The sequence below is a fragment of the Micromonospora sp. NPDC047762 genome (genome assembly GCF_043204655.1).
In the GTDB taxonomy this organism is placed as follows: Bacteria; Actinomycetota; Actinomycetes; order Mycobacteriales; family Micromonosporaceae; genus Micromonospora.
The window spans coordinates 368,979-383,228 of record NZ_JBIDCQ010000005.1; the positions used below are offsets into that span (position 1 = coordinate 368,979).

General features: G+C 70.5%; 14 protein-coding genes. 4 read left to right on the forward strand and 10 right to left on the reverse strand.

The window, feature by feature from the left end; translation table 11 throughout:
* Positions 1–12 precede the first annotated feature (12 nt).
* Together ACGF3C_RS18795 and ACGF3C_RS18800 are read right to left on the reverse strand one after the other, a co-directional pair.
* Positions 13–1,662 (reverse strand): integrase, encoded by a 1,650-nt coding sequence (locus ACGF3C_RS18795; RefSeq protein ID WP_393223432.1) that lies wholly within the window; start codon positions 1,660–1,662, stop codon positions 13–15.
* Between the two features lie 259 nt (positions 1,663–1,921).
* Positions 1,922–2,221: a multiprotein-bridging factor 1 family protein gene (locus ACGF3C_RS18800; RefSeq protein ID WP_393223435.1), complete on the reverse strand. Its 300-nt coding sequence runs from the start codon at positions 2,219–2,221 to the stop codon at positions 1,922–1,924.
* 72 nt (positions 2,222–2,293) lie between these two features.
* Between ACGF3C_RS18800 and ACGF3C_RS18805 the strand changes: the two genes are divergently transcribed.
* A complete protein-coding gene (locus ACGF3C_RS18805) occupies positions 2,294–2,722 on the forward strand; it encodes a VOC family protein (protein ID WP_393223438.1) in 429 nt (142 codons plus the stop codon).
* Positions 2,723–2,746: 24 nt separating this feature from the next.
* Here ACGF3C_RS18805 and ACGF3C_RS18810 read toward each other — a convergent pair whose 3' ends face one another.
* The gene (locus ACGF3C_RS18810) at positions 2,747–3,982 is read right to left on the reverse strand and encodes a hypothetical protein (RefSeq protein WP_393223441.1); all 1,236 of its coding nucleotides are present in this window, start codon (positions 3,980–3,982) and stop codon (positions 2,747–2,749) included.
* A 148-nt stretch (positions 3,983–4,130) separates the two neighbouring features.
* Between ACGF3C_RS18810 and ACGF3C_RS18815 the strand changes: the two genes are divergently transcribed.
* Positions 4,131–4,829, forward strand: a complete 699-nt coding sequence (locus ACGF3C_RS18815; protein WP_393223444.1) for a hypothetical protein — start codon at positions 4,131–4,133, stop codon at positions 4,827–4,829.
* Positions 4,830–4,835: 6 nt separating this feature from the next.
* Here the strand turns inward: ACGF3C_RS18815 and ACGF3C_RS18820 are convergent, their stop codons facing one another.
* Both ACGF3C_RS18820 and ACGF3C_RS18825 read right to left on the reverse strand, forming a co-directional pair.
* The gene (locus tag ACGF3C_RS18820; protein ID WP_357234747.1) at positions 4,836–5,369 is read right to left on the reverse strand and encodes a hypothetical protein; all 534 of its coding nucleotides are present in this window, start codon (positions 5,367–5,369) and stop codon (positions 4,836–4,838) included.
* A 45-nt stretch (positions 5,370–5,414) separates the two neighbouring features.
* The gene (locus ACGF3C_RS18825; RefSeq protein ID WP_357234749.1) at positions 5,415–6,557 is read right to left on the reverse strand and encodes a hypothetical protein; all 1,143 of its coding nucleotides are present in this window, start codon (positions 6,555–6,557) and stop codon (positions 5,415–5,417) included.
* 133 nt (positions 6,558–6,690) lie between these two features.
* On the opposite strand from ACGF3C_RS18825, the gene ACGF3C_RS18830 reads away from it, so the two are divergent.
* Positions 6,691–8,268, forward strand: coding sequence for a gluconokinase (locus ACGF3C_RS18830; RefSeq protein WP_393223449.1), 1,578 nt, complete (start codon positions 6,691–6,693; stop codon positions 8,266–8,268).
* Between the two features lie 12 nt (positions 8,269–8,280).
* On the opposite strand, the gene ACGF3C_RS18835 is transcribed toward ACGF3C_RS18830, so the two are convergent.
* A complete protein-coding gene (locus ACGF3C_RS18835; protein WP_355005518.1) occupies positions 8,281–8,565 on the reverse strand; it encodes an antibiotic biosynthesis monooxygenase in 285 nt (94 codons plus the stop codon).
* 225 nt (positions 8,566–8,790) lie between these two features.
* Between ACGF3C_RS18835 and ACGF3C_RS18840 the strand changes: the two genes are divergently transcribed.
* Positions 8,791–10,158, forward strand: a complete 1,368-nt coding sequence (locus ACGF3C_RS18840) for a serine hydrolase (protein WP_393223453.1) — start codon at positions 8,791–8,793, stop codon at positions 10,156–10,158.
* A gap of 7 nt (positions 10,159–10,165) precedes the next feature.
* Here the strand turns inward: ACGF3C_RS18840 and ACGF3C_RS18845 are convergent, their stop codons facing one another.
* Genes ACGF3C_RS18845 through ACGF3C_RS18860 form a run of 4 tightly spaced genes read right to left on the reverse strand, consistent with a single transcriptional unit; the run spans position 10,166 to position 14,055 of the window.
* Positions 10,166–10,402 (reverse strand): hypothetical protein, encoded by a 237-nt coding sequence (locus tag ACGF3C_RS18845; RefSeq protein WP_393223456.1) that lies wholly within the window; start codon positions 10,400–10,402, stop codon positions 10,166–10,168.
* Entirely contained in the window at positions 10,368–10,937 is a 570-nt protein-coding gene (locus ACGF3C_RS18850) for a hypothetical protein (protein ID WP_393223459.1), read from the reverse strand. The genes ACGF3C_RS18845 and ACGF3C_RS18850 overlap by 35 nt, the downstream gene beginning before the upstream one ends.
* Before the next feature lie 53 nt (positions 10,938–10,990).
* Positions 10,991–11,749 (reverse strand): MerR family transcriptional regulator, encoded by a 759-nt coding sequence (locus ACGF3C_RS18855; RefSeq protein WP_393223462.1) that lies wholly within the window; start codon positions 11,747–11,749, stop codon positions 10,991–10,993.
* Positions 11,750–11,799: 50 nt separating this feature from the next.
* A complete protein-coding gene (locus ACGF3C_RS18860) occupies positions 11,800–14,055 on the reverse strand; it encodes a bifunctional diguanylate cyclase/phosphodiesterase (protein WP_357228555.1) in 2,256 nt (751 codons plus the stop codon).
* Positions 14,056–14,250 lie beyond the last annotated feature (195 nt).

Genomic DNA, 14,250 nt, shown 5'->3' on the forward strand with positions numbered 1-14,250 from the left:
TATTTCTGAACGCTACCCACGTCTTGGTTCTAGCAACTCAACAACAGACAGTGCAGTCTCCCCACCAACCAACTTCAGAGCAAGCTCTGCCCGCGCAGCCAAGTCGAGTGGACGAATTCCCTCGGTAAGCGCAGCGTGCGCCAACCTGTCTAGACCAGCACCGACCAAGGGGGCGCCGATGCGTAAGGTGGCTTGCAAGGCAACGCCCTTGGTTGAACCGCCATGTAGAACGATGTTTCGGGTCCGGTACAACCTTCGTAAAGCGACCCTGAATGTTTTGACCGCCTCGTTCAGCTCGCGACGTGGATCGTCAACGACGCGAGCCATCCGGTCGATTGCTGCCATGTCACTGTGCCGTTGAAGCTTGCGTCCGGACGGTCGGGGGCGCCGCGATCCGGACTTAAGTCCTTCCGCCACTGTTCGCGCTCGCTCGATATTGGTAGTACAGCCGTCCAAAGCTGAGCTGAGCTCATCAGGCTCCGCCGGGCTGTGACGGTGCGCCAATGCCGTCAGCTCGGCTCGCGGCCAGGAGCAGGCAATGATCGCCGCGAGACGATCGGCAGCGACGGCCTTGCCAGAGCGCTCTTCTTCCTGGGGATCGTCAGGGTGGGTCAACAACGATTCCACGGCCGCCCAGCCGCCAGCGACCGCAGGGCCTAGCGCGCCCTGGTTGAGCGGCGCCGCCAACTCCAGCGCGTCATCAATCAGCCTCCGCTCTCCATCGACTCGATATAGGTGCCCCTCGTGCACCAGAGCGAGGATGTTAGCTCCCCGGGCTGGAGGGAGCAGTGAAATCGGTTGAGGATGACCGCCGACCCATATATTTGGCGCAGCGACGATGCCGCCGCGATTGCTCCGCTGGAATGACGAGCGCGCTACCATCCGCTCGACCATCTCACGGGCCTGATTAGCCGCACCATACGCATCCAGCGCGTTGACTTGGTAGCGGAAGCCCCCACCAACCCGGAGGCCCTGAACACTGAAGTTGTGCTCTTTCAGCCATTCGATGACTTTACCTTTGGCGGTCCAGTTCAGCTGCTGCTCGGCGAGGGGTCGCTCCGGCACAGCAAGTAGAACCACAAGCACATCGAACGAATGCTCAGGCGCTTTGGCCAACGTCGCAGCGGATTGCACGACCTCGAGCGCGGTTGCCTGGCGCGCATTGAGCTCGTTGGCCCAGGCCGCAAGATGGTTGGCGTCGTAGCCGAGATCCAAAAGGTGCGAGGCAACCGTCCGGGCAAGCCTCTCCGGCTTGGGCCGTTGAGCGGGAGTTGTATCAACCGCTGCCGCCCAACGATCCACATAGCCCGAACGAGCATGCTCGATAAGCTCCTTAAGCCGCCGCCGAGCTGGGCTCGGATCGGGCAATGGCGCGGCGAGCAGAGTCGTCAACTCTCTGCGGAGCTCCTTCTGCCCTAGTCCCACATCAGGACCAACGATCGTCCGCAGCTCGTTACGCTGCCAGTCACAAGCGGCAGTCGAAAGTACTTTCTGCGCTGCCCACGAGCCAGCCTCCCACAGCTCCTCCAGCCCCAATAGCGAGCCAACGTCCCACAGCCTTCGTGGCCAGGGGGTGCCATCAATGGTGAAGAAGTCGATCATGCGGGCGATGGCATTACGGTCGTAGGTCACGGATGAGCCCGGCGCGGTGGGGGTGGCCACGTGCGTAGGCTAGTTGAGGAGGAGTTCCAGACCACGTTCCGCCATGCACCAGTCGAGTACTGTATGATTATCGGCAGACACAGAGGGGCACCCGCCGCAAGGCTACTGCCCCTCTTTTTCTTTGCCCTGCTTCTGTCGAGGTAGCGACTGGCGGCGGCCGGCAGGCAGGCACTGGCTTGAACCAGCAGGCACCTCGAACAAGTAGCTCCTTCTCGCAAAGATTGTCCGGATCATGCAGTGCGGTGAGCCTCACCTGGATTCAAGCCGACTCCATGTTCGGCGAGAGCCTTACGTCCAGCCTCCGATCCAGGGCACGGGCCAAGCGCGCCAGGAGCGGCAAGGTCGGCACGGTCCCGCCCGCCTCGAACCGGGCCACCGCGGACTGAGTCATCCCAGCAGCGCGCGCCAACTGGCTCTGACTCCAGCCGTGCCCTTCGCGCAGGTGGCGCACCTCCAGCCCAAGCTCGAAGGCGATGCGGGTTGCCTCGTAGGTCTCGGCTGCGCCGGGCTGCGCCATCCGGCGCTCACGCAGGTCGTTCCCGTCCAGGCGATCACTCATCGCTCCACCTCATAGCATCAATGCTATGGGATGAGGGGGTGCGAGAGAGCTCCTAGCGTTAGGTTGAAGCCCATGGAGCAGCGGATCAGCCTGATCACCCTGGGAGTCGCGGACGTGGCCCGCGCGAAAGCCTTCTACGAGCAGCTCGGCTGGCGAGGCCAGGAGGTCGAGGAGACGGTCTTCTTCCAGGCCGGCGGCCTGGCCCTCGTCCTCTGGGGCCGCGACAAGCTAGCCGACGACGCGGGCATCGAAGGTCCGGGCACCGGCGCGCTGACCCTCGCCCAGAACGTCCGCTCCCAAGCAGAGGTCGACGAGGTGATCGCCACGGCGACCAAGGCCGGCGCGACGGTGACCAAGCCGGCCCGGGAGACCTTCTACGGCGGCTACGCCGGCTACTTCGCCGACCCGGACGGCCACCTCTGGGAGATCGCCTGGAACCCGGGCTTCACCCTCGCCGAGGACGGCTCCCTCACCGTCCCCGACTTCAGCGCCATGAACTGAGCAAACGGCAGGCAGAGGCGCCGATCAGGGCGTCGGAGACGGGCAGAGCAGCGGGTCCAGCACCGGCAGCTGAACAGGGTCCAGGCAGATAGCCAGCAATCCCGGATCCGGCGAGAGCGTAGGAGTAGGCGTTGCGGTCGCAGTCGGCACCGGCGAGGCCGACGCGACGGGCGACGTCGGAGGAGCCGAAGCAGGCGGGGCCGTCGTAGGGACCGGCGTCGGCACCGGGCTGGCCGACGGGGTCGGCGCGACGGACGGCGTAGCGGCCGGCGGCAGAGCCACCGCCACCACCGGTGACGGCACTGTGGAGACATCTGCCGGGGCAGACGGCCGGACAACCGGGACGGACGGCGGGTTCCACACGGCGCTGTCGGCCGAGCCGACCCGCGACCTGGGTGCTACCGGACCGGTCGGAACAAGAACCGCCCCAGCCCTCGGCACGTCCAAGGCGACGATCTCCGCCAAGGGCACCGGCCCGCGAGGACCCCATGCGCCAGGCCCCAGAGCGTTGGGCCCCAGAGCGCCCGGCCCGAGAGTCACGATCACCACGGCGGCGACGGCGGCAGCGCCGAGCGCCCGGCGGTCGGGGCGTACCGCCGTCAGCGGCGCGTCGTCGGGGTCCACCAGCAGGGGAGGCGCGGGCGGAGCGGCCCGGTGTGCGGCCAGCAGCGCGTCCATCTGCGCGATGACGGCAGCGCGATCGTCGGCAGCCGCGAGGGTGAGATAGAGGCGGAAGTTCAGCGCGGCACTGGCCGGGACCAGCAGTCCGTCAAGTCGACAGCGGTCCGGCAGCAGGGTGAGCGGCACGTCGGCGTGGTGGGCGGGGCCGACCATGTCGGCGTACCGCCACTCGCGCCGGTGCTCCCGTCCGCCGAAGGCGACGCGTCGACTGGTCACCACGGCCATGCCGCTGTCGACGACCCGCAGGCCCGGCGGCAGGTTCTCCGAAGAAGGCTCAGCGAAGGAACAGGAGCCGCCCGGCCTGGGTAGGCCGGGGACGTGCCGCGCCTCCGCCTCGACCAGCGTGGCGACGGGAAGGACGCGGAAGACGAGTTCGTCGTCGTCGAGCTCCACCGGTAGGCCGGTGCGGGGCTGCGTACACCCGAGGAAGCTGGCGGCTTCGATGCGGAGCCGCGCCAGGTGGTCGCCGCGGTGCCGCCAGGCGTCGGTGGCGTCGCGGTACGCGCGCTGCCGGCGCTCGTTCTCGCGCTCCGCCCAGGCGATTCGCCAGGGGGCACAGGCCACAGAGGTCACGGTCACACGCGGTACAACCGCTCACGTACGTGACAGGCAACGCGACCGGGATCGATGCATCCCGTTGCGCCCGAAAGGAGAGAATTGACGGGCACCGAAGCCCCCGTTGCCGGGCTAGCCTGCGCGTGATCCCTAACAGCGGAGGAGCTTCCTGGTGCTCGATGACATGCGCGTGCTGCGGGCGGCGGTACGCGACTATCGCCTGGCGGCGACGGCTGCCGGCCTCGACTGGCCGGACTACGGCGAGTCGCCCGCCGGGCAGCCACCGGCGCAGGTCATGCGGATTTTCGGAGTGGATCGCATCGCGGAGCAGTTGACCTGGTTGCACGCGCAGCGCTGGCCCGACCGGCAGGTGCTGCCCGACGTGGGGTGGCGGATGCCATGGCCGGAGGACGGTGACGCGCTCCAGTACCTGGGGTTGTCGATCGGCACGCCGTTCCCCTGGCGGCACCAACTGCCCCTGTTCTTCTTCGATGTCGTTCTCTATACGTTCGTGCTGGCCGGCGACCACGAGGGTGAGATCTGGCGCTACGAGATATCACCCGACGCCTGGGACTCGGTTCGCGCCGCCACCAGCCTGGCCACCCTCTTCGATCAGTGGACCAGGGGAATCGCCGCCGGGGTGGTCGTCTACGACGAACAGAGCAAGTGGCTCCTGGTCCGCGACCTGGACTCCGCTCCCGACCTCGACCCGCTGGCCTTCCCGGTGGCCCCGCTGGAGGAGACGCTGCTGCGAGCGCGGCAGCGCGAGTGCGGGGTCGACATGGCCATCGTCGAGGACGGCTTCACGTACACCGAGGAGCTGTCCGACGCCATCGACGCCGCCAAGGCGTCGCTCGGACCGAAGCGCTGACGGCGGTCAGCCGGCGCGGCGGCGGTACGGGTGCGGGCCGTGGGTCGGGAACCGCGACTGGGTACGCGGTGGGTACGCCTCGCAGTGCTCGACCCAGTGTTCGGCGGCGGTGGCCAGGGCGTCAGCGGAGACGGTGAGGATCAGCGGGTAGATGGCGCTGGACGGGCGGCGCATCCACGGTGGCAGTGACTCGGCGGAGAACTCCACTGTCAGCTCCAGCCGGCGGCGGCGCAGCACCCGGCTGCGCAGGGCCAGGTTGGGTTCGGTGAAGCGGACCGTCGCCGGTGGCGCGCTCAGCGCGAGGGCGGCGGTGGCCTGCCCGTGCAGCCAGCCGCCGAGCGCGCGGGCCTCCTCGACCATGAGGCTCGGGTAGTGGTGTGACCAGGTCTGGCCGTCGGCGGTGCGGGCGTCCACCTCGATGAGCAGCCAGTCGTGCCAGCCGGGCGTGGCCCCGTCCAGGTCGTCGGGCGGGTCGATGCCGGGCTGGTAGCCCACCGGGCGTACCCGCACCCGAGCGCCATCGTCAGACCGGATCTCCACTCGATCATTCTGGCCGAGCAAAGCGGACTTCAGGCCCCGAATCGGTCACTTCGTGATGGTCCGCCGCACGCCCTGGTGCCCGGCGCAGGCGTTGGACCGGCCGCCGGCCAGGCTCACCGAACCGTCGCGGCACTGCACGAGGTAGCCGCGTCCGGCCCAGAACTGCGGTACGCAGTCGAACCAGTCGCACACCTCGGCGGCCGGCTTGCGGATCCGCGTGCCGCCACAGAAGTCGTACCCCAGCGGGTTCTCCGGTGCCCCGCAGCGGGGGCCCTGGGTCGCGCTGGGCGACGGGCGTGGTGACTTTGTCGGCTTCGGCGGCGGGGATTTCAGGGCGAGCGCCGGGCCGATCCGCGCGGGTGCGGCGCTGACGGTGGGCGCCGGGGTGGCTGCGGCGGCGACCTCCGCGCCACCTCTCGGGTCGGACGGGTTCGACTCGATGAGTGCCGCCGGCACCAGCAGCGCGATGGCCGCCGCCACCGCGATGCTTCTGCGGCCCCCGGGCACGAACGACGACAGTCGGGCCTGCCCGGGAGTGGCCGCGGCCGGCCGGAACGGCTTGAGCTGGGCGTGCTCGGCGATCAGCTCGTCGAGTTGGGCGATCACCGCGGCGCGCTGTTCGATCGCGTCGGCGAAGGCCAGGGTGAGCTTGAACCGGAAGTCCGGCGCGGCGTCGGTGGGCAGCAACAACCCGGAGATGCGACGCCGGTCCAGCACCTGGATCAGGGTGACCGGGGCCGCCGGGTCGTGGGACAGGCCGGTTATCCGGCCGTACGCCCAGTCGCGCCGGCCCCGCCCGCCGAGCAGCACGAGTCGACGGCTGGTGATCACGGCCATGCCGGCGTCGGTGACGCGTACGCCGTCCGGGCGGCGCGGGCGCAGTGGCCCGGTTCCCGGGGCGACGGTGAGGTCGGGCGCGGGCAGGACAGCGGTGTGCCGTACCTCGACCAGTTGCGCCGCGGGTAGCACCCAGAGCACCACCTCGTCGGCGGCCAACTCCAACGCCAGCCCGGCGCCGGCGGCTGCCGAGCCCTGGAAGTCGGCGGCCAGGGCGCGTAGCCGCCGTAACTCGTCGTCGCGTCGCCGCCACGCCGTCTCAGCGCCGCGGTACGTGCTGACCCGCCGCACGTTCTGCCGGTGCGCCCACTGGTACCGCCATGTGGAACCCGTCGAATCAGTCTTTGCCACGCCGACTCCTTCGCCGCGCAGGCCACCAATCTGGGGTGTCACACGGTTTAACAGGTGCGGCGCGGCACCTGGAAACGCCGAAACGGGCGAACTACCCGATCGGCGGAGCAACCAGCACGATAGGGGGATACTGATGCCGACGTTCATGTTCTCCGAGGGGGTGACGGTCGTGCCGGCAGTCACGCTGCTCGGGGTCGTGATCGGGGTCGACATCGGCACCACCAGCACGAAGGCCGTCGCGTACGACACCGACGGGCGGCAGCTCGGCAGTCACCTGGTCGGCTACCCGCTGAACAACCCGCAACCCGGCTACGCCGAGCAGGACCCACAACTCATCCTCGACGCGGTGCTCAAGTCGATCAGCATGGTCGTGGCGGAGCTGGTCCAGCCGGTGGCCGGGCTGTCGTTCGGCTCCGCGATGCACAGCCTGATCGGGTTGGACCGGGACGGCAATCCGCTCACCCCGTCGGTGACCTGGGCCGACTCGCGGTCCACCCGGCAGGCCGAGCGGTTGCGGGCGGTGCCGTCGGGGTTGGCCCTGCACCGGCGCACCGGCACGCCGATGCATCCGATGTCGCCGCTGCCCAAGCTGCTCTGGTTCGCCGAGCAGGAGCCGAAACTCTTTGAACGGGTGGCGCACTGGGTGGGCATCAAGGAGTGGGTGCTGCTGCGGCTCTGCGGCGCGCTGGTCACCGACCACTCGATCGCCTCGGCCACCGGCCTGCTCGACATCCACGAGCTGAAGTGGGATCACGAGGCGCTGACCATCGCCGGCATCACCCAGGAACAGCTCCCGCAGCTCGTCGCCACCACCGCCGTGCTGCCGAACCTCACCCCGCAGGCCGCGGCCGAGACCGGTCTGCCGCAGCGCACCCCGGTGGTGGTCGGCGCTGGCGACGGGCCACTGGCGAACCTGGGTCTGGGAGCCGTGCACCCGGGCATGGTGGCCTGTTCGATCGGCACCAGCGGCGCGATGCGGGTGATGGTCGAGCGGCCCGGCGTGGACCCGCTCGGCGGGGTGTTCTGCTACGCGCTGACCGAGCACCGCTGGGCGGTCGGTGGCGCGATCAACAACGGCGGCATCGTGCTCAAGTGGGCCGGCGCGGCGCTCGCCCCGGACCTGGGCGAGCACTCCGAGGAGGACCTGGTCGCCCTGGCGGCCCGCGCGCCGGTCGGCTCGGGCGGGCTCATCATGTTGCCGTACCTGCACAGCGAACGGGCACCACACTGGAGCGCCCTGCCGCGCGGAGCGTACGTGGGGCTGACCCACGCCCACCGCCGCGAGCACCTGGTGCGGGCCGCGTTGGAGGGCGTCTGCCAACAGCTCGCGCTGGTGCTCAGCTCGGTACGCGCGGCCGGCAACGAGGTCCGGGAGGTCCGGGCCGGTGGCGGCTTCGCCCGCAGCGGCCTGTGGCGGCAGATGCTGGCCGACGCCCTCGGCCTGCCGGTGAGCTTCCCGGCCGCGCACGAGGGGTCGAGCTTCGGAGCGGCGCTGCTCGGCATGGAGGCGCTCGGGCTGATCCCCAGCATCGACCTCGCCGCCGACCTGGTGCGGATCGAGGAGACGGTCCGCCCCGACCCGGCCGCCGCGGCCACCTACGCGGCGCTGCTGCCGCTCTTCGCCGAGCTGTACGAGGCCCTCACGCCGACCTTCACCTCGATCCGCCGGATGGCACCCGGCCTGCCCACCAGCCCCGAACCGTCGGCGTGACCGGGTGCCGGGTCAGGGCGCCTCGACCCCGGCGATCAGGTAGCGCCGCACGTCGGCGTCGAGGATGGCGACCTCCTGCGCGTCGTCCGGCCCGGAGCCCCGGAACGCGGCCAACTGCTCTGGTGACTCCCAGCGCTCGTAGACGTGGATCCGGCCGGGCTCCAACGGGTCGGCCGCCAGCAGGAAGTCGAGGCAGCCGGCGGTGGCGCGCGCCCGCGCGATGACCTGTTCGCAGTCGGACAGGTACGCCTCGCGGGTGGCCGGTTCGACAGTCAGGCTGCCGGCGATGATCAGCACGGGTCCTCCGGGGTGAGTGGCTGAGTGGCTGACCTTTGCTCTGCACCCGCCCGTGCGCCAGGCACGGTCCGTAACCGGCGCATCGGCGGGTGCAGAGCAAAGCGGTGATTACCTGTGGGTCACAGTTATACCTGCGGGCCACCGCGGAGGGGGACATTGCCGCCCGGACGGGTGACGCCGGTCCCGCCGGTCCCACCCGCCCCCGGCGCTTCATATCGTGCAAACGTGAGAAAAAGCGACAAGAAGCGCTCATCTTCCCTGCTGGGGAACTCTGCCCGCGTACCCCTGAAGGTGTTGACGGCGGCGGTCGCGCTCGCGGTGCTCGCGACGACCGGGCCGGCCACCGCGGACGGCCCGGGCCGCGCGCCCGTCGCGGACCCGGCGCAGACGACCGAGCCGGGGTACGGGGTGGAGTCCGGTGACGGTCAGAGCCACGAACCCGGGGTGGACCCGACGCCGGGGCGCCCCCCGACCAGTGAGGTGTCCTGGCTGTCGTTTCCCGGCGGGGTGTTCGCTGTGGACTCGCTCGGGCACACGGTGCGCTACCGCGCCTGCGACGGCGACACCGGTCGGGTCGCCGACCCGGGTATGCGGGTCGCCGCCGGGGTGGCCAGCGGCGCTGTCGTCGTCGGAGGCACCGCCTACCGCTACCGGGTGCCGCTGGTCGGGCGAAGCGAAGGCACGCTGGAGGTGATCCAGCGGCACCGCCCGCCGACGACGCTGACCGGGGTGGTGGTGACCAGCCCGCAGCCACCCACCGACCCGGTCGCCGGGGACCGGCTGTTCCCGCTCAGCGGCCAGCTCGCCCGGGTCGTCGCCGACGCGAGCCTCAACCCGGCCGGGGTCACGGTGCGCGACCTGTCCGGCCGTTACGGCGACCAGCAGATCGCCGTCAACGGCTCGCTGCGCCCCAAGGCGGCGAGCGTCATCAAGCTGTGGATCCTCGTCGAGCTGCTACGTCGGGTCGACTGTGGACAGGTATTCCTCGACGATGGTGTGCTGGTCACCCCGGAGGACGTGGTCGGCGGCACCGGCCAACTGCAGTTCGAGACGTTCCCGCAGGTGGTCACAGTGCACCGGCTCGCCCAGTACCTGATCAAGTACAGCGACAACGTGGCCGCGAACGTGCTGATCACCTACCTGGGTGGGTTCGCCCCGGTCAACGCGCTGATCGACTCGATGAACCAGCGGTCCACCATCCTGGCCCGGCGGATGCTCGACAGCGCGGCGGCGCAACGCGGCGAGGAGAACTACACCAGCCCGGACGACGTGGTGTCACTGCTCGGCGCGGTCTGGGACGGCGAGATCCTCACCCCCGCCTCCCGCGACCTGATGATCGGCTTCATGCGGGAGCAGACCCTGAACACGAAGATCCCGGCGGCGTTGCCGCCCGGCGTGCCGGTGGCCCACAAGACCGGTGACCTGCCGGACGCCTCACACGACGTCGGCTACTACCTGATCCCCGGCACCGAGACCGCCGTCGCGTTCCTCACCGCCGGCCCCATGGCCACCGGCGACGAGACGGTCCGGCGGATGGCCCGCACCGTCTACGACTTCCTGGTCACCCCCATCGACGGGGCGGTCGAGGAGTGAGCCGACCTCAGGCGCCGGGGATGTTCGCCGGTGGATCCTCGCCCACCAGGTCGGCCGCCGGCGGGTCCGCCGACACCGACAGCCCGAAATCCGAGTACGTCAGGTCGAGCTGGGCGGTCTGCGACTGCTCGCTGGCCAACTCGATGCGGTAGCGGACCAGCCGACCCTGCTCGTCCACGGCGGCGGTGAACGGGACCGTCCCGGCCCGGTCACCCAGTACGTTGCCGACGCCGCTGCCCAGCACCGCGCCGCTCTGGCGCAGGTCCAGCGTGCCCGCGTACTCCCGCTCGGCGGTCAGCCGGACCCCCCGCCGGCGCGCCCAAAGTGCTGGCCAGCCGGGTGTTGTCCAGGCCCTGCTTGGCCGCCGGGGCACCCGCTTTACCGACGTGCCACCAGGTCTTGCCGTCCCAGACCGGGACGCGGCGGTCCGGGGCGGTGACCCGCACGTACACGTCCGGCCCGGTGGTCAACCGCTCGATCTTCACCACGCCCGTGGGCACCTTCAGCGAGGTGGTCTCCAGACCACGCTTCGCCTTCGGGTCCCAGAGCAGCACAGTCGCATCCCCGTCCGTGCCGCCGGTGCCGACCGTCAGCCTGTACGGCTGCTCGTCGGCCTTCGCGGCGGCGGCCTTCAACACACCGACCGGGTCGGCGCTCGCCGACGCCGCCGGACGACCCGGGCCCGGGTCGTCGTCGCCGGAGGCGACCAGCGCCCACGCCCCGGCCCCGACCGCCACCACGAGCACGGCGACAGCGGCGATCAGCTTCGGTTTCGGCACTGTCATCTCCCCCGGGCGGTGCGGTCCGGCCAGACTAGCCGGACCGCACCCCGTCACGCCCGGCTGATCGCGTTGGCGTGGATCGCCTCGTGCAGATACGTGGCCAGCCCCACGGCGATGTTCTCGTAGTACGCCGTGAACCGCTCGTCGGCCAGGTACATGTCGGCCAACCCGGTCTGCATCTCGTAGGAGCACTCGTAGAACCAGCGGCTGATGATCTGCCGGTGCTCCTCGGCCAGGTCCATCACCTCCGGGCTGTCCGCCGGGGCGCCCGAGGCCATCAGCGCGACGATCCGCCGGCCCCAGTCCTCGTTCTCCGCCTTGATCCGCAGCCAGTCGTCCTTGCTGTGGCGGGATGCCCGACGGTTCGACTCCCGGTACGCGTCGGTGTCACCCCAGCGCTGCTCCGCCTCGGCCTGGTGCTCCTCCGGATCGACGTCACCGAAGACCTCGAACCGCTCCTCCGGCGTGAGTTGGATGTTCATCCTGCTCGCCTCCATCGCGAACTCGATCGCCGTGACCATCTCCTGCAACCGCTTGAGCCGTACCGTCAGCAGTTCGTGCTGCCGGCGCAGGTGCGCGGCCGGATCGGCCGCCGGGTCGTCGATGATCGCGGTGATCTCCTCAAGCGGGAAACCAAGCTCCCGGTAGTACAGGACGAGTTGCAGCCGTTGCAGGTCCGTGTCGTCGTAGCGGCGGTAACCCGCCGAGGTGCGCCCGCTGGGCGAGAGCAACCCGATCTCGTCGTAGTGGTGCAGCGTCCGCACCGTCACGCCGGCCACCTTCGCCACCTGACCCACCGTGTACGCCATGGTCCCCCTCCCTTCCGGGAACCAGGCTCCTGCCTGCCGCTACGTGAGAGTCAACTCCGATTCTGGCCCACCATCGCGGGGGCGTCCGGCCGGCCGTACAGATAGCCCTGGCCGCGTGGGCAGCCGATCGCGGTGACCGCCTCGTGCTGACGCTCGGTCTCCACCCCCTCGGCGACCACCGCCAGGTCGAACGCGCCGGCCAGGCGGGTGACCATCTCCACTGTCGCGTACGCCCGGTCGTCGGTGCCCAGTCGGGCCACGAACGACCTGTCGATCTTCAGCTCGGTGGCCGGGATGCGGTGCAGGTAGCTCAGCGACGAGTAGCCGGTGCCGAAGTCGTCGATGGCGATCCGGATACCCAACTCCCGGAGTTGATGCAGCCGCTCCAGCACCGCCTCGGTGCCGTCGATCAGCGCCGACTCGGTCAACTCCAGGGTCAACGCCCGTGGTGCCAGCCCGACGGCGCTGGTCGCCGCGGTGACCGTGGCGATCAGGTCCGGCCGACGCAGGTGCGCGGCGGCGATGTTCACCGCGACGGTCGCCTCCGGTACCCGGCCCCGCCAGGTCGCGGCTGCCCGGCACGCCTCGTGGATCACCCAGCGGTCGATCGGCAGGATCAGCCCGGTCTCCTCGGCCAGCGGCAGGAACCTCGCCGGTGGCAACATCCCCAGCCGGGGGTGCCGCCAGCGCACCAACGCCTCGGCGCTGCGCACCGCGCCGGTGGTCAGATCGACGATGGGTTGGAACTCCAGGTGCAGCTGGTCCTCGTCGACAGCCCGGCGCAGGTCGGCGATCAACTCGGCGCGGGAGACGGCCGACTCGCGCAACGCCGCCGTGCACGTGCGGTACGCGGACTTCCCGGCCGCCTTGGCCGCGTACATGGCTATGTCGGCGTCGCGCAGCAGGTCGGTGTGGGAGGCGTGCTGCGGGCCGTACTCGGCGATACCGATGCTCGCCGACGGGTGCACCCCGACGCCCTCCTCGTCGTCGGAGGGTCGCAGCGCGTCCAGCAGCCGCTCGGCGAGCCGTTCGGGTGACACCGGCCGGTCGCCGTCGACCAGCACGGCGAACTCGTCACCGCCGAGCCGGGCGATGGTGCCGTCACCGTCGACGGCAGTGTGCATCCGGGCCGCCAGCCCGGTCAGCAGGGTGTCACCGGTGGCATGCCCGAACCGGTCGTTGACCTGCTTGAACCCGTCCAGGTCGAGCAGCAGCACCGCCACCGGTCGCCCGTCGCGCAGGGCCAGGCGCAGCCGCCGGTTGAACAACAGCCGGTTGGGCAGCCCGGTGAGCTGGTCGCCGTACGCGAGCCGGCGCAGCCGGGCCACCAACCGCAGGTTCTCGTTGGCCGCCAGCCCCTGCCGGACGGCGAGGGCGGCCAGCAACACCATCATGGTCACGAACACCAGCTGCGGGGTCTGCCCGGTGGGCCGACGGGCGAGCACCACCGCGACGATCGCCCCACCCACCGGCAGGTACGGCAGCGCCACCCGCCACCAGGGCGGCAGCGGCGACTCGGCGGTGTCGTCGGTGCCGTCACAGTCCGGTGGCGGCGGGTTGCGGGTGGCCAGGCCGATCAGCAGGTAGCTCAACGGCCAGCACAGGTCGATCGGGTGACCGGCGGTGTAGTCGGCGCGGGCGACCAGCGACACGTAGACGACGTCGGCGACGACCCGCAGGGTGAGGCTCGCCGCGAGGATCGTCATCGGCCGCCACATCGGCCGGGCCGGCCCGGACACCGCGACCAGGATGGTGAGCTGCATCAGGTCGAACATCGGGTACAGCAGCCCCAGCGTGCGCGCCGGGTCGGCCAGCTCGGCGGCGGCGACCCCACGGAAGACCAGCACCCAACCGATCGGCACCAGGGCCAGGGCGACGATCACCCCGTCCAGCAACGTACGGGCCCGCCCCACCGCGGTCCTCGGTGCCGACGGCGAGCTGAGCAGCGCGGCAGTGCCGGTGAGGATGCCGGCGGTGAAGACCACCCCGACCACCGGCGTGTGCGGCAGGTCACCGCCGACGAGCCGCTGCGCCGTCCAGATCGCCCGACCGATCGCGGCCAGCCCCATGGTGAGAGCGAGCAGCGTCCAGAACCGGCGCAGCGGCGCAGGATGCCGACGGGCCACCCCGACGCACGCGAACGTCGCCCAACCGGCGACGAGCATCGCGCCGATGTCGCTGGCCAGCGCGGCACCGGGCAACGCGGCGACCAGCCAGCCCGCCTCCAGCAGGATGACAGCAGCCGCGACGAAAGCACCGGCGGGGTTCAGCGTCCCCGCAGCCTGCTGTCCGTCCTGTCGGGACACGGTCGCTCCGGCTCTTTCGTCGTGCGTGCACCCTCGGCGGCGCCGGTCCACGGCAAACCCCGAAAGCCTAACCAGCGCCCAGAAACGCCGCCAGAGCCGAACGTTCACCCCGCTGCGGCTCCGGCCTCCGGTCAGCGGCCCGCAGATCGGTTCCAGGGTGAACGGGGCAGGGCGGTGCCGGCCAACGGACGGCGT

Bases quoted from the DNA above. Each gene is read 5' to 3' on its own strand.
- ACGF3C_RS18830 (WP_393223449.1), top strand. From the start codon at position 6,691: ATGCCGACGTTCATGTTCTCCGAGGGGGTGACGGTCGTGCCGGCAGTC.
- ACGF3C_RS18800 (WP_393223435.1), bottom strand. From the start codon at position 2,221: ATGAGTGATCGCCTGGACGGGAACGACCTGCGTGAGCGCCGGATGGCG.
- ACGF3C_RS18855 (WP_393223462.1), bottom strand. From the start codon at position 11,749: ATGGCGTACACGGTGGGTCAGGTGGCGAAGGTGGCCGGCGTGACGGTG.
- ACGF3C_RS18805 (WP_393223438.1), top strand. From the start codon at position 2,294: ATGGAGCAGCGGATCAGCCTGATCACCCTGGGAGTCGCGGACGTGGCC.